We start from the raw sequence: 24,843 nt of genomic DNA on the forward strand, positions 1-24,843 counted from the left end.
CAGGCCAAGACCGCCACCCTCGCCCTCACCTTCTCCGGCGTCCAGCGCGCCGCCGCCACCCGCTGACCCCCACGCGACCCGGACACCCGAGGAGCCGAGATGACCGCGATCCCGATGCCCGCCCCCGGAGCAGCCCACCCGCTGCCCCCGGTCGCCGGCGCCGCCCTGCGGGCCCTGCGCCCGCTGGCCGCCGGCACCGGCCGCTGGGCCACCCGGGCCCTGGTCGCGGTCGCCGTGCTCGCCTTCGCCGTGCTGGCCGCCGGCCCGCACCTGCTGGGCTACCGCACCATGACCATGCTCACGGCGAGCATGGCCCCGGGCATCGACCCCGGCGACGTCGTCCTCACCACGCCCATCGACGTCACCGACGTGACGACCGGCATGGTCATCAGCTACCACATCCCCATCGACGACCACCGCGTCGTCACCCACCGCGTCACCGACGTCCAGCACGGCTCCGACGGCACGGTCACCGTCCAGACCAAGGGCGACGCCAACGACCACGCCGACCCGTGGACCGCCGTCCTGCAGGGCGACACCGCCTACGAGGTCCGGGCCGTCCTCCCGGAGGTCGGCCACCTCATCACCGCCCTGCGCACCCCGGCCGTCACCCACGCACTCGTCTACGGCGTCCCGGTCGTGCTGGCCGGCTGGCTGCTGCTGGGCATCTGGCGCCCCCGCGAGGACGCCGAGGTCGACGAGGTCGGCGCCGACGTCGCCGAGACCGTGGCGGACGCGCCGGGGACGGCGTGGGCCGACCGGCTGCCGGTCCACGGCGCCGTCGTCCTGCTGACCGCCTGGCTGCTGGTGGGCGCCTGGAGCGCGGCCGGGACCCCCGAGGGCGAGCAGCAGTGAGCACGCCCCGCACCGATGGCCCGCCCGCCCGGATCGCACTCGTCGTCGGCGCCGACGCCGCCGACCGCGCCCTGGTCGCCGGGCTGCTCCGGCTCACCGGGTGGGACGTCCGCGAGGCCGCCGGGACCCGCGACGCACTGCGCCTGGCCCGCCGCTCCGACCCCGACCTGGTGGTCACCGACCTGGACGGTCCGGCCGGCGAGGGGCCCGCCCTGCTGCGCCGCCTGCGCCTGGTCGGCTGCCGCGCCCACCTGTTGGCCGTCACGGCCGACGCCGACGCGCAGGACCGGGCGGCCGCGCTCGAGGCCGGCGCCCTGGCCTGCCTGCCCAAGCCGGTCCACGCCGGGCTGCTGCTGGGCCTCCTCGGCCGCAGGGCATCCGGTCCACCGGCGTCCGGCGCCGGCGACCCGTCCACCGAGGACGTCGACGCCGAGCTCATGGACCGCCTGCAGCAGCTCTACGCGACCGCGCTGCCCGGCCGGCTGACGGCCATCTCCGACGGCGCCCGCACCGGGGACGCCGCAGCCCTCGCCCGGGCCTCGGCCACGCTCGCCGGTACGAGTGCCCAGCTGGGCCACCCGGAGGTCGCCGCGGTCTGCCGGGCCATCGCGCAGGACGCCCGGCGCGGCGTGCTCGCCCACGAGCTGGTGGTCGAGCTGCGCACCGTCGCGGGGGCCTGAGAGGGGACCCGCTCCCGGGTGGTAGGCCGCTCACTGCAGCCCCAGGTGGGCCCGACCGACCCCGAGCTCGTCGCCGGGCGGCGATCACGCCGGCACCGTCCGGGCGCCGGTCGCGACCGGTGCCGGAGCAGGCGGGTGCCCGCCGCGGGCCGGACGGCTGCGGGCCGCGGCGAGCAGGAGGTGCGGGCGGAGGAGCGCCGTGGGCCGCTCGAGCATCCCGAGCGCCCGGATGTAGACGTCGGTCACCACGGGGTCGCGGGTGGCCGCCACCTCGAGGCGGTCCTGGTACCGGTGCAGGGTGCGCCGCAGCGGACCCGCCGTCCCGCCGGTGGTCCCGGGGAACCGCAGGTCCTCGCCGACGGCGAACAGCCACGGCTCCGCCAGTCGACGGGCCAGTCGCCGCTGGAAGCGACCCGCCAGCCCGGTGAGGTCGCCCTCGGACCTCCGGCTCCGCAGGCACGCGTCGAGGGTCTCGGCGGCGAGGACGGCGCTGCTCATCCCCTGGCCGTAGACGGGGTCGAACGCGCAGGCGGCGTCGCCGAGGACCAGCAGGCGCTCGGGCCGGCGGCGCAGCCGCTCGTAGTGCCAGCGCGCGTCGGTCGTGCCGCGGTGCAGGTGGACGTCGCTGACCGGCTCGGCGGCGGCGAGGGCCTCGGCGAGGACCGGGGAGCGCAGGCTGCGTGCGAAGGCCGTGTAGCCCTCCTCGTCGGTCGCCGCGTGCACCCCGCGGGCTCCGATGAGCCCCACGACCCACCGGCCGTCCTCGACCGGGAAGAGGTAGCCCGATCGCGGGTTGTCCGCCCGGTCACCGAAGAGCATCAACCCCGTCCAGTCGGCGGTGAACCCGTCGGGGATGCGGTAGAGGCGGCTGGCGTAGGTGATCCGTGCGTCGATGATCGTCCGGTCAGGGACCGGGCCGCCGAGGTCGGCCAGCCAGGTCGGGGTCCGCGATCCGCGGCCCGAGGCGTCGACGACCAGGTCGGCGTCTACGAACGCCGCGCCGTCGTCCCCGCGCACCGCCACCCCGCGCACCACCCGGCCGTCGTCCGAGGCGCCGAGCGCGGTGACCTGGCGGCCGTCGAGGACGGTGATCCCGGGCAGCGCCAGCAGCCGCCGGCGCACGGTCGCCTCGATGAGCGGCCGGCTGGCCGACAGGGACGGCCAGCCGGGCGCCCGCCGGTCGACCCACCCGGCGCGGGTGAGCACGAGCACGTCCCGGGGGAAGCGGACCGGGACGGCGCCGGCGTCCTGGAGGTCCTGTCCGAACCCGGGGAAGAGCCGCTCCAGGCCCACCAGTCCGCGCGCGAGCAGGGCGTGCACCTGCCACCCCTGGGGCACCCCTCGCCGCGGCTGCACGGCGTCCGGCAGCCGGTCGCGCTCGATGACAGTGACCCGCTCGACGTGCCCGGCGAGCACCCGCGCCGCGAGCATCCCGGCCATGCCGGCGCCGATGACCACCGCGTGGCCGGCGCCCGGTCGGGACGCGACAGGTGCCTCGGGCATCTCCGGACCTCCCGGCGGAACGGCGCGGTCGGTCGCCAGCGCACACCGGAACGGGCGGTGGTGGCCAGTGGCGAAGTGCCCTGCGGCTAGCGCGCCACCCCGAACAGCCGCACGCCGTTGTGCCAGAGCACCGCGCGCAGCCACTCCTCCCCCAGGTCCAGCCGGTGCAGTGCGGCGAGCTGGTGGGCGTAGGGGTAGGGGATGGAGGGGAAGTCGCTGCCGAGCAGCACCTTGTCCCGCAGCGCACCCAGCCGGGGCCGCAGCGCGGGGTCGAAGGGCATCAGCCGCTCGGTGAAGTCGGTGCCGAACATCGTGGTGTCCAGGTGCACCCGCTCGTACCGCTCGGCGAGGTCGAGGAACGCCGCGTACTCGGGCATGCCGAGGTGGGCGATCACCAGCTGCAGCCGCGGGTACCGCTCCAGCAGGCCGGTCATCGGCGCCGGGCCGGTGTGCTCACCGCGCAGCGGCCCGGACCCGCAGTGGATGACGACGGGGGTGCCGGACTCCTCCAGCCGCGCCCACACCGGGTCGAGGAGCGGGTCGCGCGGGTCGAAGCGGCCGACCTGCACGTGCACCTTGAACACCCGCGCACCGGCGGCGAGGGCGGCCTGGACGTAGGACGCCGCCTCCGGCTCCGGGTAGAAGGTGGCCGACTGCAGCACCTGCGGGTGCGCGGCGGCGAACCCGTGCGACCACTCGTTGAGCCACGCGGCCATGCCCGGCTTGTGCGGGTACGGCAGGGTCGGGAACGCCCGGACGCCGAGCCGCTCGAGGGTGGCCAGCCGCTCGTCCTCGGGCAGCGGGTACTGCACCGGCCAGGCCGCGCCGTAGTTCTGCTCGCCCGCCGCGAAGTAGGCCCACACCTTGGCCTGCACCCGCTCGGGCAGGAAGTGCACATGCGCGTCGACCAGCCCGGGCAGGCCCAGCTCGCGCCAGTACCGGGGGACGTCGGCGTCGTCGGCCGGCGGCTGGAGAGCGGTCACCTCGGCGTGGCCGTGGTCACGAGCGCAGCGTGACGACGACCTTGCCGCGCACGTGCCCGCCCGCGACCAGCTCCTGCGCCTGCGCCGTCTGCTCCAGCGGGAACGCCCGCGCGATCGGCACCCGCAGCTGACCGGCGTCGGCCATCCGGCCGAGCTCCTCGAGGTGCTCGTGCTCGGGGCGGACGAACACGTAGCGCCCGCCCATCTCGTTGACCACCGGGTCGACGACCGAGGCGATGCGGGCCGGGTCGCGGACCTGCTCGGGGGCGTCGGCCAGCGTGTCCCCGCCGACCAGGTCCAGGACCGCGTCCACCGGCTCGGCCAGCTGGGCGCTGACCGGCCCGGCCGCGTAGTCGTACACCTCGGCGGCCCCGGCGTCCCGCAGGAAGCCGTGGTTGCGCGGGCTCGCCGTGCCGATGACGTGCGCGCCGAGCGCGACGGCGATCTGGACGGCGGAGAACCCGACGCCGCCGGCGGCCCGGTGCACCAGCACCCGCTCGCCCTCGTGGACGTCGAGCGCCTCGGTCAGCGACTGGTAGGCCGTGAGCCCGGCCAGCGGCAGCCCGGCGGCCTCGGCGAAGGACAGCGACTCCGGCTTGTGCGCCAGGCAGCGCTGCGGCGCGGGCACCAGCTCGGCCGTCGTCCCCCACTGGACGTCGTCGCGGCGCACGTAGCCGAAGACCTCGTCGCCGGCGGCGAACGCGGTGACCGCCGGGCCCACGGCCTCGACGACCCCGGCGACGTCCCAGCCCGGCACGATCGGCAGGTGGTGCGGGTAGGCGCCGGTGAGCCCGCCGGAGCGGATCAGCACGTCCACCGGGTTGACACCCGCGGCGTGCACCCGCACCAGCACGGTATCCGGGCCGACCGGGGGGTCGGGCAGGTCGTCGCGCAGGGTCAGGACCTCCGGCCCGCCGTACCCGTCGAAGGCCACACCCCGCACTACCGCCGTCCCTTCACGTACCGGCCGAAGGCCTTCTGGATCTCCCGGCGGGAGTCGCGCTCGGCCAGGTCCTGCCGCTTGTCGTAGGACCTCTTGCCCCTGGCCAGCGCCAGGGTCGCCTTGACCTTGCCGTCCTTGAAGTACAGGTCCAGCGGCACCAGGGTCAGGCCGCCCTCCTTGGTCTTCCCGATCAGCTTGTCGATCTCGGCGCGGTGCATGAGCACCTTCCGCTTCCGCCGCGGGGCGTGGTTGGTCCAGGTGCCCTCGGCGTACTCGGGGATGTGCACGTGCTGCAGCCAGACCTCGCCGCCGTCCACCGTGGCGAAGCCGTCGACGAGCGAGGCACGACCGGCACGCAGGCTCTTGACCTCGGTGCCGGTGAGCACCAGGCCCACCTCGTAGGTGTCGAGGATCGAGTAGTCGTGCCGCGCCTTCTTGTTCTGGGCGATGAGCTTGCGCCCCTCTTCACGCGGCATACCCCCAGGTTACTGCCCGGCCCGGGAGCGTCCCCGCGACGCGAGATCGGCGGTCTCGTGGCCATCGAGCGCTGATCACCACGAGACCGCCGATGTCGACGGGAGTGCGGGAGTGCTAGATCCGCACGTACAGGCGCAGGGTCACGTACGCGGCGATGCCGGCCAGCCCGACGCCGGCGGCGGCGATGACCGGGCTGATGAAGGCGATCTGACCCCAGTCGACCGGCGGGATGATCCCGGCGCGGATCGGCCCGGCGAGGGTCTTGTCGACGAAGAGCAGCTTGGTGACCACCAGCCCGCCGATCGCCAGCAGCGCACCGATCAGCCCGGCCAGCGCGGCCTCGAGGATGAACGGCAGCTGGGTGTACCAGCGGGAGGCGCCGACCAGCCGCATGATGTTGGTCTCGTTGCGCCGGTTGAAGGCGGCCAGCTGGATCGTGTTGGAGATCAGCAGCAACGCCGCCAGGGCCTGCACGACGGCGACGGCGATCGTGGCGTTGCGCGCCCCGTTGAGCAGGCTGAACAGCCGGTCGAGGAAGTCGCCCTCGTCGCGCACCTGGTCGACGCCGTCCTGCCCGTTCGGGAACTCGGCGGCGATGATCGAGTAGCGCTCGGGGTTCACCAGCTCGACGCGGAAGCTCTCGGGCAGCGCGTCCGCCGGGGTGTTCTGCACGAGCTCCGGCTGCTGGCTGAACTGCTGCTGGAAGCGGGCGTAGGCCTCGTCCTTGGACTCGTAGATGTAGGCGGCCACCTCGGGCGAGTCCGCCAGCTGCTGCTCGATGGCCGAGCGCTGCTCGTCGGTGACGTCGTCGGCCAGGAAGATGGAGACCTGCACCTTGTCGTAGTAGATCTCCTTCATGTCGGAGATCATCCCGGCGATCAGCAGGCCGGTGCCCATGAGGCCGAGCGAGATGGCCGTGGTCAGGATCATCGCGACCGTCATGGTCAGGTTGCGACGCAGCCCGGTGGCCACCTCGGAGAGCACGAAGTTGACGCGCATTGGTTCCCTGTCGTGAGGTCAGGCAGGTGGAGGAGGGGAACGCCGCCTCAGCGGCCGACCCCGTAGACACCGCGCGACTGGTCGCGGGTGAGCGCTCCCCCGTTGAGCTCGATCACGCGGCGGCGCATCGAGTCGACGATGTGGTAGTCGTGCGTGGCCATCACCACGGTGGTGCCGGTGCGGTTGATCCGCTCCAGCAGCAGCATGATGCCCTCGCTGGTCTCCGGGTCGAGGTTGCCGGTGGGCTCGTCGGCCAGCAGCACCAGCGGCCGGTTGACGAACGCGCGCGCGATGGCGACGCGCTGCTGCTCACCACCGGAGAGCTCGCCGGGCAGCCGGTTGGCCTTGCCCTCCAGGCCCACCATCTCCAGCACCTCGGGGACGACGCGCTTGATGGTCCGCTGGGGCTTGTTGATGACCTCCAGCGCGAAGGCCACGTTCTGGGCCACGGTGCGGTTGCGCAGCAGGCGGAAGTCCTGGAAGACGCAGCCGATGGTGCGGCGCAGCTTGGGGACCTGCCACTTGCTCATCGTGTTCAGCGTCTTGCCGTTGACGACGACGGTGCCCCTGGTGGGGTCGTCCTCCTTGAGCAGCAGCCGCAGGAACGTCGACTTGCCCGAGCCCGAGGAGCCGATGAGGAAGACGAACTCGCCCTTGTCGATCTCCGTGGACACGTCATCGAGGGCCGGCCGGGAGCTGGCCGGGTAGAGCTTGGTGACGTGTTGCAATTCGATCACGAGGCGCCACGGTACCTCTCGAACCCGGGAGACTGGAGCGTCACGCGCGGTCGACCGCCGTCCTGTCGCGACGGAACGTGAGCGGTCCCGCCGGCGGCCCAGGACGCCCGTCACCCAGAGTGGCGCATCCGCTGGCCCGCCGTGCGACGGGTGTGACGAACGGGACCCCTGGGCCGGGCCGGCGCAGGCGCGGGCTCAGCTGGAGGGCACGGCCTCCTGCTGGCGACGCCAGCGGATGCCGGCCTCGATGAAGGAGTCGATGTCCCCGTCGAGGACGGCGGTGGTGTTGCCGGTCTCCTGCTCGGTCCGCAGGTCCTTGACCATCTGGTAAGGGTGCAGCACGTAGGAGCGCATCTGGTTGCCCCAGCTGCTGCCGCCCTCGCCCTTCAGCGCGTCCATCTCGGCGCGCTGCTCCTGCTGGCGGACGACGAGCAGCCGCGCCTGGAGCACCCGCAGGGCGGCCGCGCGGTTCTGGATCTGGCTCTTCTCGTTCTGGCAGGACACGACGATGCCGGTCGGGATGTGGGTCATCCGGACGGCGGAGTCGGTGGTGTTGACGCTCTGGCCGCCCGGTCCCGACGAGCGGAAGACGTCGACCTTGATCTCGTTCTCCGGGATCTCCACGTGGTCGGTCTGCTCCACGACCGGGAGCACCTCGACACCGGCGAAGGACGTCTGCCGCCGGCCCTGGTTGTCGAACGGCGAGATCCGCACCAGCCGGTGGGTGCCCTGCTCGACCGAGAGCGTGCCGTAGGCGTAGGGCACTTTCACCGAGAAGGTGGCCGACTTGATGCCGGCCTCCTCGGCGTAGGAGATGTCGAGCACCTCGGTGGGGTACTTGTGCCGCTCGGCCCAGCGCAGGTACATCCGCATGAGCATCTCGGCGAAGTCGGCGGCGTCGACACCGCCGGCCTCCGACCGGATGGTCACCAGCGCCTCGCGGGAGTCGTACTCCCCCGACAGCAGCGTGCGGACCTCGAGCTCGTCGATCGCCTGGCGCAGGCTCTCCAGCTCCCGCTCGGTCTCGGCCGTGGTCGCCTCGTCGTTCTCCTCGGCGGCCATCTCGTGCAGCAGCCCGACGTCGTCCAGCCGGCTGCGCAGCTCCTCGACCCGGCGCAGGTCGCCCTGCAGGTAGGAGAGCCTGGAGGTCAGCGCCTGCGCGGCCTCGACGTCGTTCCAGAGGTCGGGCGCGGCGGCCTGCTGCTCGAGCTCGGCCACCTCGCGGCGCAGCCGGTCGACGTCGAGGACCGCCTCGATGGACTTCAGGGTCGTGTCGAGCTCGTCCAGGACGACGGAGAAGTCAGCGGCCACATCGACCCAGGGTAGTGCGCCCGCAGGCGGGGTAGACCACCGCGGCATGAGCGAGCCCCGTCGACCCCGCTCCCGCGAGGACTACCAGCGGGGGCTGCCCGACCACCACGACCCGACGGCCGGCATCGGCGGCGCGCCCCCGGCCCGGTCGGCCCTGACGCTGCGGCTGGTGCTGGCCGCCTTCGGCCTCGTCGTCTGCCTGGGCGGCGGGCTGCTGTGGCTGGCCACACCGCTGCCGGCGTGGCCGGCCGTGGTGCTGTTCGTGCTCGCGGCCGTGGCCGCCGTCGACCTGGTCGTCATCACCCGCCGCAAGGCGCGGGGCGAGCCCGGCTGAACCGCAGCCAGGTCGGGCGGCCTCCCTGCAGGGTCCCGCCGCGAGCTCGCGAGCGGCGGGGGGCAGGGAGGTCCTTCTTCAGCGGACGGCGGCGACCGGCCGGCCGGCCCGGGCGGTGAGCCAGCCGGTGAGTTCCCCGACCGGCATCGGCCGGGCCAGGTGGAACCCCTGCGCGAAGGTGCAGCCGAGCTCGGCGGCCAGGCTGAGCTGCTCGGCGGTCTCCACCCCGGCGGCGAGCGTGCGCACGCCGCAGGCCCCGGCCAGCGCCACGACCGCGGCGATCGCCGCGGCCGCCTGGCTGCGCCGCCCCTGCGGGTAGGCCACCAGGCTGCGGTCGATCTTGAGCAGGCCGGTGGGCATGGCGACAAGCTGGCCCAGCGAGGAGAACCCGCCGCCGAAGTCGTCGATGGAGACCTCGACCCCGGACCGGCGCAGCTCGGCGAACTGCGCCGCGGCCCGCTCGACGTCCTCGACCACCGACCGCTCGGCCAGCTCGACGACCAGCTGCTCGGGCGGCAACCCGGCCCCCGTCAGCGCCTCGTGGACGTCGGCCACCAGCGTGCCGGTGGTGACGTCGCCGGCGCTGATGTTGACCGAGGTCACCAGGTGCAGACCGGCCTCGGCCCAGGCCGCCGTCTGCCGGGTGGCCGTGTGCAGCACCCAGCGGGCGATCGGCGCCATCAGGTCGTGCTGGGCGGCGGTGGGCAGGAAGTCGGCCGGGGCGAGCAGTCCGCGGCGGGGGTGCTGCCAGCGGACGAGTGCCTCGACGCCGGTGCAGTGGCCCGAGGGCAGGTGCAGCACCGGCTGGTAGTGCAGCACCAGCTGGCCGTCCTCCACCGCGTCGCGCAGCTCGGCGGCGACGGTGGCCTTGTGCTGGACGGCGGCGCGCAGGTCGGCGGTGAACAGCCGGACCCGGTTGCGGCCGGCCGCCTTCGCCGCGTACATCGCCAGGTCGGCGTCGCGGACCAGGTCGGTGGAGCGCACCCGCGTGGGCCTGGACTCCGCGGCCGTGGCGATCCCGATGCTGACGCCCAGCCGCACCATCCGCCCGCCCAGGTCGAAGGGCCGGTCGATGCTGGCCCGGCAGCGGTCGGCGAGTGCCTCCGCGCCGGTGGTGTCGCAGTCGCGGCACAGCACGACGAACTCGTCCCCGCCGAGCCGGCCGACGGTGTCGCTGGACCGGGTGGAGCCGGTCAGCCGCGCGGCGATCTGCCGCAGCAGGTCGTCACCGGCGTCGTGGCCGAGGGAGTCGTTGACGTCCTTGAAGCCGTCGACGTCGAGGAAGAGCACCGAGACCGGGCCGCGGTCGGGCTGCTGCAGCTCGGCGTCGATCAGCTCGTGCAGGTGCGCGCGGTTGGGCAGCTCGGTGAGGGTGTCGTGCCGGGCCCGCCAGTCCGAGGCGCGCTCGGCGGCGACCCGGGAGGTGACGTCGGTGTGGGTGACCACCACCTGCCCGGCCTGGTCGACACGGGAGGCCTGCAGGTGGATCCAGTGCGTGCCGTTCGGCAGCTCCAGGGCGTAGTCGGCCTGCACCGACGGGCGCTCACCGCGGGAGAGCGCCCGCAGCTCGTCGATGAGGGTGGAGCTGCTGTCGTTGCCGTAGAGCCGGCGGGCCATCGCGAAGTAGTCGCCGTCCACCCCGATCCGGACCCGGTCGTCGCCGAGGACGTCGGCGGCCTTGTCCCACGCGGTGTTGGCCAGCAGCACGGTGCCGTCGGCGTCGATCAGCAGGGTGGGCGAGGGCAGCGCGTCGAGCACCGCCTCCACGACGACGGCGGACCGGTCGGGCCGGTCGACCCGCCGGCGGACGTCGATCGGCAGGTCGGACTCGCCCTGTCGTCGTCCCACGTGCACTCCTGCCCGGCTCCGGCGGCCCTCGTCGGTCTCGGTGGGCACGGCGCCCACGGCGGTTCGGCTCACGGCCGCGTTCCTCCCTCCCGGCTCCCCGGTTCCCGCGTCTCCCGGACGACCCAGTCCAGGTAGCCGGGGTGGCCCCCGAGCACCGGCAGGGCGATCACGCACGGGACCTCGTACGGGTGCAGCTCGGCGGTCCGCGCCACGACCTCCGGCACCAGCGACCGGCGGGTGTGCAGCGCGACGCGGGCCTCGGGTTCGTCGTGCACGGCGCCCTCCCAGCGGTAGACCGACCGGATCGCAGCGAGCTGGTGCCCGCAGGCCACCAGTCTCTCCTCCACCAGTGTCCGTGTGTACCCGCTCAGCCACTCGGCGTCACCTCCGGTGACGACGATCTCGCACACGTCCTCGGCCACCGGGCCATCCTGCAAGGGTGGGGTGACAGCCGCGCGGGGTAGGGCGGGGGCATGGACGAGGAGATGAGCATCACCATCGACAGCGAGGACTACGTGCTCCGCCCCGAGGGCGACAGCCTGAGGCTGGGCCGCCGGATGGGCGGCGACACGGCCTGGCTCGACGACGTCGAGCTGGCCAGCCTGCCCGCGGACGCCCGCATCGCCCTCGACCGCGGGAACACGTCCGACGCGGCGCTCCTGCTCGCCCTCCGCGGCGTGGTGGCCGCGGAGGTGCGGCGCGGCGGCTGAGCGGACCGGGAGGGGGCGTGCCTACGGTGCGGGCGTGCCCCCTCCCGACCGGCTGCCGGCCGACCTGGTCCTCGAGGGCGGTGGGGTCAAGGGCGTCGCCCTGGTCGGCGCCGCCGCCGAGCTGCTGGGGCGCTACCGCGTCGAGCGGGTCGCCGGCTCCTCGGCCGGCGCGCTGCTGGCCGCGTTCCTGGCCACCGGGCTGGACGCCGCCGGCGTGCTCGAGCGGGCCGCGCGGCTGGAGTACGACCGCGTGCCCGACGCGTGGGCGCCGGTGCCGGTGGTCGCCCCGGCGATCGGGCTGCTCACCCGGTCCGGGCTGCACCCCGGGCGCTACGTCACCGAGTGGGTGCGCCGCGAGCTGGCCGACCTGGGCGTGCACACCTTCGGCGACCTCCGCCGCGACGACCCGGGCGACGACCCGGCCCTGGCGCCGTCCCAGCGCTACCGCCTCGTGGTGACGGCGACCGACGTCACCCGTGGCCGGCTGCTCCGGCTGCCGTGGGACTACCACGAGTACGGCCTGGACCCCGACAGGCAGCCGGTCGCCGACGCCGTCCGGGCGTCGCTGGCCATCCCGTACTTCTTCGCCCCGCGGACGCTGCGCGACGCGCGCACCGGCCGCCGCTCGACCCTGGTGGACGGCGGGGTGCTGTCCAACTTCCCGGTGGAGACCTTCGACCGCACCGACTCCGCCACGCCGCGCTGGCCGACGTTCGGCATCGGCGTCGGGGACACCCTCTCGGACGAGGACGTGACGATCTTCCCGGGCCGCGCGCTCCTGCCGCCGCCGCTGCGGCTGCTCGACTCGCTGGTGGCCACCACGATCACCGCGCGGGACCGGGCCTACCTCGCCCGGCCCTGCGTGCGGCGGCGGGCGTTCTCGATCGACACGAGCGGCACGGGCCTCACCGAGTTCGACGTCGGGGAGGCCGAGCGGGCCCGTCTGGTGGCCTCGGGCGCCGCGGCCGCCCGCGGGTTCCTCGCCGGCTGGAGCTGGCCGGACTACCTCCGCGAGTGCCGCGGCGCGCCTCCGGGCTGACCGGGCGACGGTGCCCGGAGCGGACGTCGGCCGCCCGTCAGCCCTCGGTGGCGAGGTCCTGCGCCGCCTCCGGCCACCACTCGCCGGCCGGCGGGCCCCCGCGGCAGGTGCCGTCGGAGTCCCCCGGCTGCTTGATCCACAGCAGCGCGTCGACCCGCGGCAGGTCGGTCGAGGTCGTGGGCGGCTCGCCCAGCTCCCGGCCCGGCGGATTGCACCAGCGCTCCTCGTCCGGGCCGCCCTCCGGCAGCGGCCCGGCGCCGTTGCGGCTGGTGTCGATCACGACGTGGGCGGTCTCCTCCTCCGGCGGCGCCCCCTCCTCCAGCTCCCGCGACAGGGCCAGCCCGTACTCGGCGGTCTCGTCGGTCGGCTCGAAGTTGGCGACGTTCAGGGAGAAGCCCTCGGCCCGGTCGACGCCGCTGGCCCGCAGCGCGTCGGCCAGCACCGGCAGGTCCTCCACCCAGCTGACGTTGCCGGCGTCCAGGTACACGGAGGTCTCCGGCTGCCGGTCGAGGATGTCCACCGCCTGCGACAGCAGCTGGAAGCGCGCCGCGCGGTCGACGCCCTCGCAGCCCACGACGGCCTGCGGGACGGCGTCGGGCTCCAGGACCACGACGGCCGGACGGTCCCCGAGCGCGGCCGCGAAGCTGCCGATCCAGGCCAGGTAGGCCTCGACGTCGGCGGCCCCGCCGCTGGAGTAGGAGCCGCAGTCGCGGTTCGGCACGTTGTAGGCCACCAGCACCGGCAGCTCCCCGGCGGCCGCGGCGGCCTCGGAGATCTCCAGCACCTGGTCGTAGGGGTTCTCGGGGGTGGCCAGCCAGGTGGCGGTCGGCTGCTCGGCCAGCGGCTCGAGCGTCTCGGCGTCCTCGGTCCGCCCCTCGGCGAGGGCCTGCTCCACCGCGACCGGGCCGCGCCCCTCCGGGTTCAGCCACAGCTCCCCGGAGAGCCGGCCCGGCTCCTCCGCGACCGGGTCGGGGCCCGGTGCCGGCGCGGCGCCGCCGCAGGCGACCACGGTGCCGGCCGTGACGGCCAGCACCGCGGCCCGCACCGACCGGGTCGGTCGGGCCCTCACTGGACGTGGACCCAGCGGGCCGGGGAGGGGACGCCGTCGTCGTCGAGCACGACCAACATGTACCAGCCGGACGGCGTCAGGCCCTCCTGCTCGGGGACGCCCAGCTCGTAGGTCCCCGTGCCAGTGGGCCGGACGTCGAGGGCGACCGAGCGCTGCTCGGGGTCGGTCTGGTGGGTCACGGCGCTGGGCCGCAGGAGCCGGGCCGAGGCGACGTCGGCGCCCTCGGTGGCGATCGTGACGGTGCTCCCCCGGGTGATCTCCTCGGGCGCCTCGGTCACCTCCGGCCGGTCGCCGGCGAACAGGTACGGCGGCGAGTAGACCTCGATGCGGGTGTCGAACCGGCCGGGCATCGTGTTCTCCGCGTCGGAGAACAGCGGGTCCGAGCCCATGGTCATGACCCGCCCGTCGGGCAGCAGCAGCGCGGTGGCGTGGTAGTTGCGGCCCACCTCGTTGGGCGCCGCGTCGTGCAGGTGGCCGCTGTGCGGGTCGTACATCGTGGTCAGGTGCAGGTCGCTCTGCGAGTTGCCGCGGTAGCCCACCGAACCGCCGGTGAGCAGGGTGCGGTCGTCGGGCAGCGTGACGGCGTTGACGTACCGCGCCGGGCTGGGGTAGTCCTGCGCGGCCGGGGCGTACCGGGGCTCGGGCCGGCTGAGGTCGACCACGTCGAAGCGCGCCGTGGACTCCTCGCTGTCGCCGACCCCGCCGCCGCCGACGATCGCCACCCGCTGGTCCTGCGCGGGGGCGAGCAGGAACGAGCTGCTGGTCTCGTTGAAGCCCGGGTCGCGGAGACCGCCGACGTCGGTCCAGCTGTTGTCGTCGAGGTCCCAGATGCCGGGCTGACGGCCCTCCTCGGCCGGGCCGTAGCCGGTGTTGGAGCCGCTGTAGAACAGCCGGTTCCCCTCCGCCAGGCGGAACAGGGCGGGGTAGGTCGGGAAGTAGCGCTCCAGCTCGGGCCGGTCCTCCCAGGAGCGGGTGGCCGGGTCGTAGACCTCGTTGTCGCCGTCGACGACCTGGCCGTGCTCGTCGAGGCCCGAGACGGCGAGCACGCCGCCGTCCTCCGTGCCGACGAGCGTCGGGTACCAGCGCGACTCGGTCAGCCGGTCGGTCTCCCGGTAGGTCTCGGTGGCGACGTCGAACTCGTAGGAGGCGTCGAGCCCGCGGTAGTTCTGCTTGTCCAGGGTGATGGTGTCGCCGACGCCGTAGAGGGTGGCGCGCTCGTCGGCGTCCAGGCCCTCGACCTGGAACTGCTGGCCGCCCGTGACGACGTGCCCCTCGCCCTCCTCCTCGGCCTCGATCCACACCTCCTGCTGGCCGGCCATGTGCGTGCCGTCGGTCATCGTGTGCGCCGGCGGCACCGTGACCTCCTCCGCCGCCACGTAGGTGTTGCCGCGCGCGGTGAACCGGGTGCCCGCGGGCAGGGTCACCGGCCCGTCGAGGCGCTCGTTCTTCACGGTGAGGACGCCGGCGGCCCTCGTGACGTCGTCGGCGAGCACCTCGTACTCGCGCGTGCCGCCGGCGACCAGCAGGTTGCCGTTGGGCAGGTAGGCGTGCCCGGCGCAGAAGAGGTCCTCCGGTGTCGGCACCTCCTTGGTCTCCCCGGTCCCGGGGTCCCAGACGACCGTGCGGAAGCTGCCGGCCTCGAAGTCCTGCGCGTCGTTCCCCGAGCCGGCGATGAGCAGGACCTTGCCGGTGTACAGGAGCGCGGCGTGGACGGCCTGGGCCCGGTACTCCTCGGGCAGCTCGATGGTCTCCCAGGAGCCGTACCGCGCCTTGTAGTCGTCCCGGCTGCGCTGGAAGTCGGTGTAGGCCTCCTGGGCCACCGCGGTGACGACCGGGCCGTTGGCCGCGACCAGCCCGGCCACCGTGGCGGTGACGAGGGCGGCGTTGCGCAGCCGGCGGCCGGGCCGCGGCTTGGGGCGGATCATCGGGAGCTCTCCTGGGGGACGGGGACGTCGACGACGCGGTTGCCGGCGAACGTGACGGCCGGCGTGCGGGGAGCGGCCGCCCGGACGACGGCCGGGGACGGCGCCGGCTGCGGCGCGGGGACCTGCCGGCGGGCCGACCCGGCGGCCCAGATCGCCACCGGCAGCAGGCACATGACGAGGCTCAGCACCGCCCAGACGCGGATCGCCGGGTGGGTGTGGCCCAGCAGCTGCGAGGCCGCCAGTGCCCCCAGCAGGACGGCGGCCCAGACCAGGTGCCGGGTGAAGGAGGACGGCCGGTCACCGGCGACCGCGCCCTTGCGGGTGACGGCGAACCCGGTGTTGCGGTTGCGGACCGCGGCCCACAGCGCGCTGACGTACAGCGGCGTCGACATCACCGAGATCGCCATCCCGCTGATGCCCGAGGAGCCCTCCTCCTCGTGCGGGCTGACGTTGTGCCGGCGGTTCCAGAAGTAGACGGCGACCTGCAGCACCGCCGCGTTCACGTAGAGCATCAGCCAGAGCTGGGCGGGGACCAGCAGGCCGGCGACGCCGGTCAGCAGGTAGGCGACCAGGTTGGTGACGCCCAGGACCCAGCTGATCGCGGTCGCCGGGTAGTAGGACATGAGCAGCGCGTAGTGCAGCCGCCGCGCGAACGACAGCTTCGGCGCCAGCCGCCAGAACCTGCGCAGCACGACCTCGTCGGTGCCCCGGGCCCACCGGCCCTGCTGGGTGAAGTAGTCCCGCCAGGTGCTCGGCCCCTCGCCGACCGCCAGGACGTCGGGGGTGTAGACCGACTTCCACGCCGCGCCGGTCTCCGGGTTGCGGCTGGCGTGCCAGACGATGCTGGTCGCGGCGTCCTCGGTGATCGAGTCCTGCAGCCCGCCGATGGCCCGCAGCGCCGACATCCGGACGGCGTTGTTGGTGCCGACGAACATCGCGGTCGTGAACCGGTTCGCCGCGCGCTGCAGGACGCTGTGGAACAGGTACTGCTGCGACTCGGCGGCGCGGGTGACGAAGTTGTCGTAGTTGCCGTACACCTGCGGACCCACCACGAAGGCGACGTCCGGGTCGTGGAAGTAGCCCATGAGCCGCTCGGCCATGTTGGGCAGCGGCACGTGGTCGGTGTCCACCGACACCCAGAAGTCGTAGCCGTCGCCGTGGGCGTCGAGCCAGGCGTTGTAGTTGCCGTGCTTGGTCCTCGCCTTGTGCCGACCCGTGGGCCGGTTCCACTCCGGGACGCCGTGCCGGCTGAAGTGCCGGACGCCGAGCTCGGTGCACAGCGCGCGCATCGCCGGGTCGTCGCCCTCGTCGAGCAGCCAGACGTGGAGCGTGCCCTCGTACCGGACGGCGACGGCGGCCTCGAGCGTCCGGCGCACCAGCTCGATGGGCTCCTTGCCCGGGACGACGGTGGTGACGAACGCGAGGCGCTGACCGGTGAGCGGGGTCAGCGGGACGGGGTCGCGGGCGTTCAGCGTCGCCACCGCCAGGGTGAAGACGTTCACCAGGCGCAGGCCCTCGATGACCGCGATGCTGCCGATCAGCCCGATGGCCAGGAACGACTGCCAGTCGCCGGTGGACTCGGGGTGGTTGGCCGGCCGCAGCAGGAAGACGAGGAAGAGGACCTCGAACAGCAGGGCCGCCGTCACCAGCAGCCAGGCCCGGGCACGGGCCCCGCCGCGGGACACCGGCTGGAACCGGACGCGGGTGTCCCCGTCCGGCTCCTGCAGCGGGCCCGCGAGCTCGCTGAAGTCGGCGTAGGGGTAGGCGGGCCGGGCGTCAGCCACGTCGGGACGTGACCGTGAGGCTGCCTCCTGCCCGGGAGGACGACGACAGGTCGGCGCGTGCGGGGTCGGCCACCGGACGGGGCGCGAGGGCGAGCGTGGACATGGCTCCTCCGGTACTGCAGGGTGAACGGGGCGGACGCCGGGGAGAGCGCTGCCGCGTGGGCACGGGCCGTGCGGTGGGCACGGGTCGGTGCAGCCGGGCATGCGGCAGCGGCGTGCCGGCGCTGCTCAGCGGCCGGACGCGGGGCGTACGGCGACGGGTGCGGGGCCTGCTCGAGGCCCCGGTCGGCTAACCGGTGCGGCGGCTTCCGCCGGGCGTGGGCGGACGGGCGCAGTGCGTCGGTTCCAAGACTCTCCTGTCAGGCCGGTGGTCGTGACAGGACGGCGGTCTCGCCACTCGTTCCCCGAACGGTCTGGCGACCGTGTCCTCCCCCGTACACCCTCGGGTGCCCGTGGGGACCGCTCGGATCCTCACGTCGTCCCTGGCACCGGGCCTTCCCCCGAGAGCCGGACCGACGCTAACCAGACCCGATCACGGAGTGCCACTCGGGGTCACGGATAGACCCGGACGGGTGACCCTGCCCGTCGGAGTGTGGTGACGAAGCGTCACAGTGCCCCAACGGAGCGACTTGGACTGACGAGTGTCGTAACACAGATCACACGATCGTGTACGACGAGCACTTGGCGTTCGTCGCGTAGTGCCGGAGCTGTGCAGGACCGGCCAGTGGGCGAGTTCGGCCGCCAGTACCCCGACGCTCACACTCTCGCGCTCTTCCTGATACCTCCGCGCTGCTGCAACGGCGCGGAAGTAGGTGGAACAGCGCGGCAGTGGGTCAGTCGAAGGGGTTGGTGGGCACCGGCCTGACCTGGAGCACGGTGAGGTTGCCGGGAAGCCCTCTCGGGCAACCCAGCCACGCCCGCGACCGCCGTCACCGCCAGGGCGGTGACCTCGACCGGCAGCCGTGGATGGGTCAGCCGTCGACGTAGCGGTCGCGCTCGACGAGGAACTGGCCGGTGGCGGTGTTGGCGTCGACGAACTCCGGCAGCAACGGGATGCGGACCGTGACGGTCACGCAGACGGAGAACTCCTCTCCCGGCGCCAGCGTCGGCGCGTACCCGCCCGCGGCGTCGCAGCCGGCACCGGCCGGGGCGTAGGCCACGCGGACGTCGGTGGCCTGGACCGACTGGTCCTGCACCGCCAGCCGGGCGGCGGCCTCCGCGCGGGCCGCACCGGTCACCGGGTCCGGGGCGGTGCCCATCGCCCGCCCGGCCTCCCGCGCCGCGGCGGTGGACGCGAACACCCCGCGCTGCACTGCGGAGAACCCGGCCACGACGTACACCAGCGGCACGAAGACGACGATCGCGACGAACACGAACTCGACCAGCGCCGAGCCGCGCTCACCGGCCAGCATCCCCAGCCGGGCCCGCAGCCACCTCACGCGGCCTCCTCCACCGCCCGGCCGGTGACCTCGACCGGCAGCAGCGAGCCCAGCCCGGCCAGCAGGGTGGGCACCGCACCCGAGCAGCGGACCACCACCAGCGTCAGACCGCTGGCGTCGGTCTCCTGCACCGAGCTGCAGGCCAGCCCGTCGGCGGTGCGCTGCGAGGTCGCCCGGGCCACGACGGCCACCGTGCGGTCGGCCCCGGCGGACGACGGCACGTCGGCGTTGGCCGCGAACCGGGCACCCTCCTGCGCGCTCGCGGTCACCACGTTGCGCACGTGCACGTAGACCGCGACCTGCAGCACCGCGAGCAGCAGCACCACGACGAGCACCGAGACGAGGACGAACTCGACCACCGCCCCGCCCCGTTCGCCGTCCCGCCGCGAGCCTGCGAGCGGCGGGGGGCGGCGAGGTCCTTCAACCACCGGTCGTGACGGACGCCAGGGCGTTGGTGACCGCGGCGACGACCGCCTCGCGGAAGGGGATGAGGATGGCCAGCACGAGCGCCGCCGTCATCACCGTGATCATCACCCAGCCGGGGACGTCGCCCCGCTCGGCGTCGTCCCCGCGCAGGCGGTCGGCCAGCGCGGCCAGTGCCGCGAGGACCCCCGTGAAGCCAGGCATGCTGCGTCCTTCCTGTCGTGTCCGCGGGCTCATCGCGCCAGCGAGACGATGCTGATCAAGCCGGGGTAGAGCGCGAAGAGGACGGTCACCGGCAGCACCAGGAAGACGACCGGCACCATCATCGCGATCTCCTTGCGGCCGCCGGCCTCGAGCAGCCGGCGCTTGCCGGCCTCCCGGACGTCGGCGGCCTGGGCGCGGAGCACCTCGGCCAGCGGGGTGCCGCGCTCGAGCGCCACGAGCAGCCCGTCGACGAACCGGGCCAGCGGGTCCAGCGAGGTGCGGTCGGCGACCTGCTGGAGCGCCTCGGCCAGCGGCACCCCGGCGCGGGCCCGGCCGAGGGCCGCGCCCAGCTCGCGGGCCAGCTCCCCGCCGGACAGCCGGGTGACCCGGGCGATCGCCGCGGTCGGGCCCTCTCCCGCGGTCACCGCGAGCGCCAGCAGCTCGGCCACCACCGGGAACTCCGCCAGCAGCAGCTCCTCGCGCCGCTGCACCTGCTGGGTCAGCCACCAGTCGCGCCCGAGGACCCCGCCGACCAGGCCAGCCAGGCACAGCAGCGCCATCGACAGCACGTTGACGTCGCCGGCGACCAGCGAGCCGACCGCGGCCACCAGGGCGGCGCCGAGGAGCCCGAGCCCGCCCCACACCACCTGCTCGACACGGAAGTCCTCGACGCCGGTGTCGCTGCCCAGCGCGTCCAGGCGGCGGCGCACCGCCGTCCGTCCGCCGAGGACCCGGTCGACCAGGCGCGCGCCGTCGGCGACCACCGGGCCGAACAGCCGCCGGGCGGCGGTCAGCAGCCCCGCCTCGGTCACCGTGCCCAGCAGCCGGGACGGCGGCGGGGTGTCGTGGACGTAGGGCGCCAGCCGGTCGACCAGCCGGACCGAGCGGAACGGCGGCGCGAAGGTGACCACGAGGAGGACGCCGGCCGCCGCGGCCAGACCGAGGAGCATGCCCGCCAGCGACGCACTCACTGGAGCACCCGCACGTCCTGCGGCAGCCGGCCGATCCGCAGCATCAGGCGGTAGGAGGCCAGGCAGACCGCGGCGCCGCCGAGCAGGATCGCCGACCCCAGCGGTGAGTCGTAGGCCTCGAGCGTCGCCGACTGGGTGGCCAGCAGGAGCAGCACCACCCAGGGCGCGGCGACCGCGAGCCGCGCGGCCTGCACCACCCAGCCCTGCCGGGTCTCCAGCTCGGCCCGGGCACGGGCGTCCTCGCGGAGGAAGGAAGCGAGGGTGCGCAGCACCCGGCCCAGGTCGCTGCCGCCGACCTCGCGGGCCACCCGCAGCGTCTCGACGATCCGGTCGCCGACCGGGTCCGCGAGGTCGTCCTTGAGCCGGTCCAGGCACTCGCCGAACCGGCCGCTGGAGCGGTACTCCGCGGCGAACCGGGCGAACGGCGGCCGCAGCACCTCCGGCCCGCGGGTGGACAGCGCCGAGAGCGCCTCGGGCAACGACAGCCCGGCGCGGACGGCGGAGGCGAGGTTGTCGACGACCTCGGGCCACACCTCGCGCAGGTCCGCCCGCCGCTTCACCACCAGCCGGCGCACCTGGACGACGGGCAGTGCGGCGGCGAAGGCACCGAACAGCAGGCTGACCGTGACCGTGCCGGTGGTCAGCAGGACGACGACCGTCGCGAGCAGGCCCAGCGCGACCTGGATGGCGGTCAGCTGGGCGGCGTTGATGCCGGTCAGGCCCGCGGCGGCCAGCTGCTGCCGACGTCGTGAGGGCCTGCGCGTGCGGTCGCGGCGCCGCGGGGAGCGCGGGCCGCTGCGCCAGACCAGCAGCAGGCCGACGCCGAGCAGCAGCCCGAGGAGGGCGCCGGTCACGGGGCTCCCTCGCCGGTGCTCGTCGACCCCGTGCCGGGCGGTGCTGCGTCCACGCGTGACCTCGCGGGCTCGGTCACGTCCGCCACCGGCCGTCGTCGAGCAGGCCCGGCAGGTCGAAGCCGGCGGCGGCGAAGCGCTCGGGGTGCGGCGGGTAGCCGGTGCCGCGCACCAGCCGGCCGTCGCGCGTGGTGAAGACGTCGGCCAGCTCGACGACGCCGTCCTCGGCGCGGCCCGGGACGGCGACGACCTCGCGCACCCGGCGCCGTCCGTCGGGGTCGCTGCCCACGTGCACGACCAGGTCGACGCTGGCCGCCACCGTCGGGACGACGAAGGCGTGGCCGATGTTCTCCCCGGCGAGCAGCGGCAGCGTGCACATCTTGGTGATCGCCTCGCGGGCGCTGTTGGCGTGCAGGGTGCACATCCCGGGCAGGCCGCTGTTCAGCGCGATGAGCAGGTCGAGGCACTCCTCCTGGCGCACCTCGCCGACGACGATGCGGGAGGGCCGCATCCGCAGCGCCTCCTTGACCAGCCGGCGCAGCGGGATCTCCCCGGCGCCCTCGAGGTTGGGCTGGCGGGTCTGCATCGCGACCACGTCGGGCAGCGGGACGCGGAGCTCGAAGACCTCCTCGCAGGTGATCACCCGCTCGCGGGCGGGGATCGCCGCGCACAGGCAGTTGAGCAGCGTGGTCTTCCCGGCCTGCGTGCCGCCGGCCACGAGCACGTTGAGCCCGGAGACCACCGCGGCCTCGAGGAACCGCGCCGCCTGCGGGGTCAGCGTGCCCAGCGCGACCAGCTCGTCGAGCGAGTGCGCCTGCAGCACGAACTTGCGGATGTTGACCGCCATGTGGCGCCGGGTGATGTCCGGGATGACCACGTGCAGCCGGGAGCCGTCGGGCATCGTCGCGTCGACGAAGGGCGTCGACATGTCGATCCGCCGTCCCGAGGTGCGCAGCATCCGCTCGACCAGGTCGGCCAGCTCACCGGGCGCGAGGATCGTCGTGGTCAGCTCCGACCGGCCGCGGCGGGCGACGAACACCCGGCCCGGCTCGTTCACCCAGATCAACCATCGGCTAACACTGGTGTCATGGCAACCGCCATCTACACCCGGATTAGTCGCGACGACCTCGGCGATGGCCTCGGCGTTCAGCGTCAGGAAGCGGACTGCCGGGCACTGGCGGCTCGCCGCGGCTGGGCGGTCAGCCGCGTCTTCACCGACAACGACACATCGGCCTACTCCGGGCGACGGCGGGATGCTTACGAACAGCTCATCGCAGGCATCACTGCCGGCCACATTCAGACAGTCCTCGCCTGGGCGCCGGAGCGTCTGCACCGCTCCCCGCGTCAGCTTGAGGACTTCCTGGAGCTCGTCGAGCGCCACAATGTGACCGTCGAGACCGTCAAGGCTGGCCTGTGGGACGTCTCAACGAGCCATGGCCGCCTGGTAGCCAGAATGCTGGGGGCCGTGAGCCGGGCAGAGAGCGAGCGCACCGGCGAACGCGTCAGCCGCGCGCACCAGCAGGCCAAGGCGCAGGGCCGGTGGCGCGGCCCTATCCCCTTCGGGCTGCGGGCGAGCGACAGGCCGGGCCTGCCCGAGGTTGACCCCGCCCAGGCACCAGTCGTCAAAGACATCTACGCCCGCGTGCTGCGCGGCGATGCCCTGACCCGGATCGCCGCCGACCTCAACCGCGACGGCAGCCGCCCGCGCCGCGGCACCGTCTGGACCCATTCCGGCGTCCAGCGCCTGATCAGTTCGCCGGCCCTCGGCGGCCTGGTACAGGTAGACGATGAGCTGCGCGACGCGGCCTTTCCCGGCGTGATCGACGCAGCGACCTGGCAGGCAGTGCAGTCAGCCCTCAAGAGCCGGCCGCGCGGCGAAAGCCGACGCCCGCGCGAGAAGCTGACACTGCTTGGCGGCATCCTGCGTTGTGCCGAACACGGGCATGTCTGTTTCGGTGGCAGCGCGGCGCATGCCCCTACCTACGTCGCGGCCGGCCCCGGCCGCTGCAACGTCAGCATCACCCGGGCTGCCGCTGACGAGCTGGTAAGCGCCGTCGTGCTGGCCCGACTGGCCCGACCAGATGCGCGGCAAGTCTTTGCAGCACCGGACAACGCAAGTCACGCGACCGAGCGCCAGGCCCTGCGTCAACGCCGCGACGACATCGCTGGACTGCTCGCAGAAGGACTGTTGACCACTGCTGCCGCCCGTCCTCAGCTGGCAGCGCTGGCAGAGCGCCTCGAAGAACTGCACGTAGCCTGCAGCGCCCCGCCAGTCGACGAGGCTCTGCTGTACGCGCCCCAGCAGACCTGGGCGCGGATGACCCAGCCGCAGCGGCGGGCGGTGCTGCGGCTGCTCTTCGAGAGCATCACCCTGCAGCATGTCGGCCCGGCGAGCGGCCCGCGGGCTGATCCGACGCGCATTTCCTTGACCTGGGCCGCGCAGCAGCTGACCACGGACGAGGTGGCGCCTACGGCGGCGGTTGGGGGCAGGTAATACTCGGCGCGCCCGGCAATGGGGCCGCGATCATCTTTACCTGGCTGTCGCGGACCCGGAACAGCTGCTGGCCGTCTGACAACAAGCTGACCCCGTTGGCGTGGCCAAGGTAGAGCACAGCCTGCGGTACCGAGGGAGGCGCGCTTGTCGCCCAGTACACGCAGACGATACGCACTTCAAGCCCAGCGACCTGCAGACTGTAATGCGTTTCAGCTGCCCCCAGGGCGCCCGGGAGAGCTCCTTCCGCCGCGGCAGACCCGGCTCCAACGACCGCGTGCTCTCGGCTGTCATGCGCGATGTCACGCGCCGCAGCGCTGCCAGCGGCCCCCGCCCAATCGACCGCAAGACCGATTATGAGCAGAGCGGTCACTGCGACGGCTGCCGCATGCCTCCATCGCGCGACGAAGCTGAAGGCAAGCACCAGTATCAGTGCCAGTAACAGGCTCCCCGCGACACCATTGGCCTCAGGTGAACCGAACACCGCCGGACTGAGCAGCATCCCGGCCAAGGCGACAAGGGCGCCGCAAGTAACTGCGATGACTGCGGTCTGATGGCGTACGCTGGCACTGTCGCCAAAACGCCACCGAGTCGGATGCTGCCCACCGGCCGAGGTCCGCCGGACACGGTGTAGCCCTTGGCGTGCCAGGTTCAGGCCGTCACGCATCAGGGCGACTTCATCTTTCGTTGCCCACCAGAAGAGCTTTCCGCAAATGGTCACCACTGCGATCGCCATCAGCGAGACGGCGAAGACGGCCGCGGTCAGGATGCTCCCGAAGAGGGCGGCGCGAACCAGCAGAGCGGTCTGCGTCAGACCGACCTCTTCCGGCGTCGTCCCGAAGCGGGCAAGGAAGGCGACAGCGAAGGCGTACAGCCCCACATATGAGACGCCGCTCAACATGCTCAGCGTGAAGGTGATTCCGCTTGGCCTGAGCCAGTCGGGCCACCCGGTCCGACGCTGCGCGCGGCGGCTATCGGTGCTGGTCCAGGGCTTGCCTGGAAGGCTCATCTACCTACTCCGGTTGACGCCTGCGCTGACGACAGGGGCACGGCTTCAGCTGGGGCAGCCGTGCGGCACCCCGTTCCTCCAGCTGATCAAGGGATGCCGAGCTCGGTCACCCATCACAGCCTCAGCAGGACTGACGGTGACGTTAGGCAGGCGCGCCGACGGCAGGGGAAGCGATCTATCAGCACTCAGAACCCGGCGAACCCGCGGGTCGCGGTAGTCGTCTGGATGCCGACCGCCCGGCAGCGCATAGGCGCTGGC

The 24,843-nt window shown here is 73.7% G+C and carries 25 protein-coding genes; 6 read left to right on the forward strand and 19 right to left on the reverse strand.

Annotation, left to right across the window (positions count from 1 at the left end):
• Positions 1 to 99: 99 nt before the first annotated feature.
• Positions 100 to 855 carry a signal peptidase I gene (locus BLR12_RS00005; protein WP_091371764.1) on the forward strand — a complete coding sequence of 252 codons (756 nt, stop codon included), beginning with the start codon at positions 100 to 102 and terminating at the stop codon, positions 853 to 855.
• Entirely contained in the window at positions 852 to 1,535 is a 684-nt protein-coding gene (locus BLR12_RS00010) for a response regulator (RefSeq protein WP_176832282.1), read from the forward strand. The genes BLR12_RS00005 and BLR12_RS00010 overlap by 4 nt, the downstream gene beginning before the upstream one ends.
• Positions 1,536 to 1,619: 84 nt before the next feature.
• On the opposite strand, the gene BLR12_RS00015 is transcribed toward BLR12_RS00010, so the two are convergent.
• The 7 genes from BLR12_RS00015 to prfB form a co-directional block, all read right to left on the reverse strand.
• Positions 1,620 to 3,038 (reverse strand): NAD(P)/FAD-dependent oxidoreductase, encoded by a 1,419-nt coding sequence (locus BLR12_RS00015; RefSeq protein ID WP_091371768.1) that lies wholly within the window; start codon positions 3,036 to 3,038, stop codon positions 1,620 to 1,622.
• A gap of 86 nt (positions 3,039 to 3,124) precedes the next feature.
• On the reverse strand, positions 3,125 to 4,021 hold the full coding sequence (locus tag BLR12_RS00020; protein WP_091371771.1) for an amidohydrolase family protein: 897 nt from the start codon (positions 4,019 to 4,021) through the stop codon (positions 3,125 to 3,127).
• A 16-nt stretch (positions 4,022 to 4,037) separates the two neighbouring features.
• Positions 4,038 to 4,964: an NADP-dependent oxidoreductase gene (locus BLR12_RS00025; protein ID WP_091371774.1), complete on the reverse strand. Its 927-nt coding sequence runs from the start codon at positions 4,962 to 4,964 to the stop codon at positions 4,038 to 4,040.
• Complete coding sequence (gene smpB, locus BLR12_RS00030) at positions 4,964 to 5,440, reverse strand: SsrA-binding protein SmpB (protein ID WP_091371777.1); 477 nt, start codon at positions 5,438 to 5,440, stop codon at positions 4,964 to 4,966. Before smpB ends, BLR12_RS00025 begins: the two co-directional genes overlap by 1 nt.
• A gap of 115 nt (positions 5,441 to 5,555) precedes the next feature.
• On the reverse strand, positions 5,556 to 6,440 hold the full coding sequence (ftsX, locus tag BLR12_RS00035; RefSeq protein WP_091371780.1) for a permease-like cell division protein FtsX: 885 nt from the start codon (positions 6,438 to 6,440) through the stop codon (positions 5,556 to 5,558).
• Positions 6,441 to 6,487: 47 nt separating this feature from the next.
• Complete coding sequence (ftsE, locus tag BLR12_RS00040; RefSeq protein ID WP_091371783.1) at positions 6,488 to 7,177, reverse strand: cell division ATP-binding protein FtsE; 690 nt, start codon at positions 7,175 to 7,177, stop codon at positions 6,488 to 6,490.
• A 195-nt stretch (positions 7,178 to 7,372) separates the two neighbouring features.
• Entirely contained in the window at positions 7,373 to 8,488 is a 1,116-nt protein-coding gene (gene prfB, locus BLR12_RS00045; RefSeq protein ID WP_091371785.1) for a peptide chain release factor 2, read from the reverse strand.
• 46 nt (positions 8,489 to 8,534) lie between these two features.
• Here prfB and BLR12_RS00050 point away from each other — a divergent pair, with 46 nt between their 5' ends.
• On the forward strand, positions 8,535 to 8,822 hold the full coding sequence (locus BLR12_RS00050; RefSeq protein WP_091371788.1) for a DUF6343 family protein: 288 nt from the start codon (positions 8,535 to 8,537) through the stop codon (positions 8,820 to 8,822).
• A gap of 78 nt (positions 8,823 to 8,900) precedes the next feature.
• Here the strand turns inward: BLR12_RS00050 and BLR12_RS00055 are convergent, their stop codons facing one another.
• Positions 8,901 to 10,742: a putative bifunctional diguanylate cyclase/phosphodiesterase gene (locus BLR12_RS00055; protein ID WP_091371791.1), complete on the reverse strand. Its 1,842-nt coding sequence runs from the start codon at positions 10,740 to 10,742 to the stop codon at positions 8,901 to 8,903.
• Entirely contained in the window at positions 10,739 to 11,092 is a 354-nt protein-coding gene (gene cutA / locus BLR12_RS00060; RefSeq protein WP_091371794.1) for a divalent-cation tolerance protein CutA, read from the reverse strand. Before cutA ends, BLR12_RS00055 begins: the two co-directional genes overlap by 4 nt.
• A 63-nt stretch (positions 11,093 to 11,155) precedes the next feature.
• On the opposite strand from cutA, the gene BLR12_RS00065 reads away from it, so the two are divergent.
• Positions 11,156 to 11,380, forward strand: coding sequence for a hypothetical protein (locus BLR12_RS00065; RefSeq protein WP_143018648.1), 225 nt, complete (start codon positions 11,156 to 11,158; stop codon positions 11,378 to 11,380).
• A gap of 34 nt (positions 11,381 to 11,414) precedes the next feature.
• The gene (locus tag BLR12_RS00070; protein ID WP_091371800.1) at positions 11,415 to 12,419 is read left to right on the forward strand and encodes a patatin-like phospholipase family protein; all 1,005 of its coding nucleotides are present in this window, start codon (positions 11,415 to 11,417) and stop codon (positions 12,417 to 12,419) included.
• 37 nt (positions 12,420 to 12,456) lie between these two features.
• Here BLR12_RS00070 and BLR12_RS00075 read toward each other — a convergent pair whose 3' ends face one another.
• The 9 genes from BLR12_RS00075 to BLR12_RS00115 all read right to left on the reverse strand — a co-directional run bounded on the left by BLR12_RS00075 (position 12,457) and on the right by BLR12_RS00115 (position 22,142).
• On the reverse strand, positions 12,457 to 13,488 hold the full coding sequence (locus tag BLR12_RS00075; RefSeq protein ID WP_218120482.1) for a glycoside hydrolase family 6 protein: 1,032 nt from the start codon (positions 13,486 to 13,488) through the stop codon (positions 12,457 to 12,459).
• Positions 13,485 to 15,413: a radical copper oxidase GlxA gene (locus BLR12_RS00080; RefSeq protein WP_091371801.1), complete on the reverse strand. Its 1,929-nt coding sequence runs from the start codon at positions 15,411 to 15,413 to the stop codon at positions 13,485 to 13,487. Before BLR12_RS00080 ends, BLR12_RS00075 begins: the two co-directional genes overlap by 4 nt.
• On the reverse strand, positions 15,410 to 17,197 hold the full coding sequence (locus BLR12_RS00085) for a glycosyltransferase family 2 protein (protein WP_143018649.1): 1,788 nt from the start codon (positions 17,195 to 17,197) through the stop codon (positions 15,410 to 15,412). Before BLR12_RS00085 ends, BLR12_RS00080 begins: the two co-directional genes overlap by 4 nt.
• Before the next feature lie 971 nt (positions 17,198 to 18,168).
• Positions 18,169 to 18,636, reverse strand: coding sequence for a hypothetical protein (locus BLR12_RS00090; RefSeq protein WP_091371808.1), 468 nt, complete (start codon positions 18,634 to 18,636; stop codon positions 18,169 to 18,171).
• On the reverse strand, positions 18,633 to 18,995 hold the full coding sequence (locus BLR12_RS00095; protein WP_091371813.1) for a TadE/TadG family type IV pilus assembly protein: 363 nt from the start codon (positions 18,993 to 18,995) through the stop codon (positions 18,633 to 18,635). Before BLR12_RS00095 ends, BLR12_RS00090 begins: the two co-directional genes overlap by 4 nt.
• 61 nt (positions 18,996 to 19,056) lie before the next feature.
• Entirely contained in the window at positions 19,057 to 19,263 is a 207-nt protein-coding gene (locus BLR12_RS00100; RefSeq protein ID WP_091371816.1) for a hypothetical protein, read from the reverse strand.
• A 29-nt stretch (positions 19,264 to 19,292) separates the two neighbouring features.
• Positions 19,293 to 20,234, reverse strand: a complete 942-nt coding sequence (locus tag BLR12_RS00105) for a type II secretion system F family protein (protein ID WP_091371819.1) — start codon at positions 20,232 to 20,234, stop codon at positions 19,293 to 19,295.
• Positions 20,231 to 21,088 carry a type II secretion system F family protein gene (locus BLR12_RS00110; protein ID WP_091371822.1) on the reverse strand — a complete coding sequence of 286 codons (858 nt, stop codon included), beginning with the start codon at positions 21,086 to 21,088 and terminating at the stop codon, positions 20,231 to 20,233. The genes BLR12_RS00105 and BLR12_RS00110 overlap by 4 nt, the downstream gene beginning before the upstream one ends.
• Before the next feature lie 73 nt (positions 21,089 to 21,161).
• Positions 21,162 to 22,142: a CpaF family protein gene (locus tag BLR12_RS00115; RefSeq protein ID WP_255363206.1), complete on the reverse strand. Its 981-nt coding sequence runs from the start codon at positions 22,140 to 22,142 to the stop codon at positions 21,162 to 21,164.
• Between the two features lie 30 nt (positions 22,143 to 22,172).
• Here BLR12_RS00115 and BLR12_RS00120 point away from each other — a divergent pair, with 30 nt between their 5' ends.
• Positions 22,173 to 23,579, forward strand: a complete 1,407-nt coding sequence (locus BLR12_RS00120) for a recombinase family protein (protein ID WP_091371826.1) — start codon at positions 22,173 to 22,175, stop codon at positions 23,577 to 23,579.
• Here the strand turns inward: BLR12_RS00120 and BLR12_RS00125 are convergent.
• Positions 23,554 to 24,585: a hypothetical protein gene (locus BLR12_RS00125; protein ID WP_091371829.1), complete on the reverse strand. Its 1,032-nt coding sequence runs from the start codon at positions 24,583 to 24,585 to the stop codon at positions 23,554 to 23,556. The genes BLR12_RS00120 and BLR12_RS00125 overlap by 26 nt on opposite strands.
• Between the last annotated feature and the right edge of the window lie 258 nt (positions 24,586 to 24,843).

Origin of the sequence: Geodermatophilus sp. DSM 45219, from assembly GCF_900104025.1 — a bacterium.
GTDB lineage: Bacteria > Actinomycetota > Actinomycetes > Mycobacteriales > Geodermatophilaceae > Geodermatophilus.

What these genes read in the sequence shown, in the direction of transcription:
- BLR12_RS00050 (WP_091371788.1), top strand. Translation starts at nt 8,535, where the DNA reads ATGAGCGAGCCCCGTCGACCCCGCTCCCGCGAGGACTACCAGCGGGGG.
- BLR12_RS00005 (WP_091371764.1), top strand. Translation starts at nt 100, where the DNA reads ATGACCGCGATCCCGATGCCCGCCCCCGGAGCAGCCCACCCGCTGCCC.
- ftsX (WP_091371780.1), bottom strand. Translation starts at nt 6,440, where the DNA reads ATGCGCGTCAACTTCGTGCTCTCCGAGGTGGCCACCGGGCTGCGTCGC.
- BLR12_RS00015 (WP_091371768.1), bottom strand. Translation starts at nt 3,038, where the DNA reads ATGCCCGAGGCACCTGTCGCGTCCCGACCGGGCGCCGGCCACGCGGTG.
- BLR12_RS00080 (WP_091371801.1), bottom strand. Translation starts at nt 15,413, where the DNA reads ATGATCCGCCCCAAGCCGCGGCCCGGCCGCCGGCTGCGCAACGCCGCC.
- BLR12_RS00065 (WP_143018648.1), top strand. Translation starts at nt 11,156, where the DNA reads ATGAGCATCACCATCGACAGCGAGGACTACGTGCTCCGCCCCGAGGGC.
- BLR12_RS00125 (WP_091371829.1), bottom strand. Translation starts at nt 24,585, where the DNA reads ATGAGCCTTCCAGGCAAGCCCTGGACCAGCACCGATAGCCGCCGCGCG.
- BLR12_RS00100 (WP_091371816.1), bottom strand. Translation starts at nt 19,263, where the DNA reads ATGCCTGGCTTCACGGGGGTCCTCGCGGCACTGGCCGCGCTGGCCGAC.
- BLR12_RS00120 (WP_091371826.1), top strand. Translation starts at nt 22,173, where the DNA reads ATGGCAACCGCCATCTACACCCGGATTAGTCGCGACGACCTCGGCGAT.
- smpB (WP_091371777.1), bottom strand. Translation starts at nt 5,440, where the DNA reads ATGCCGCGTGAAGAGGGGCGCAAGCTCATCGCCCAGAACAAGAAGGCG.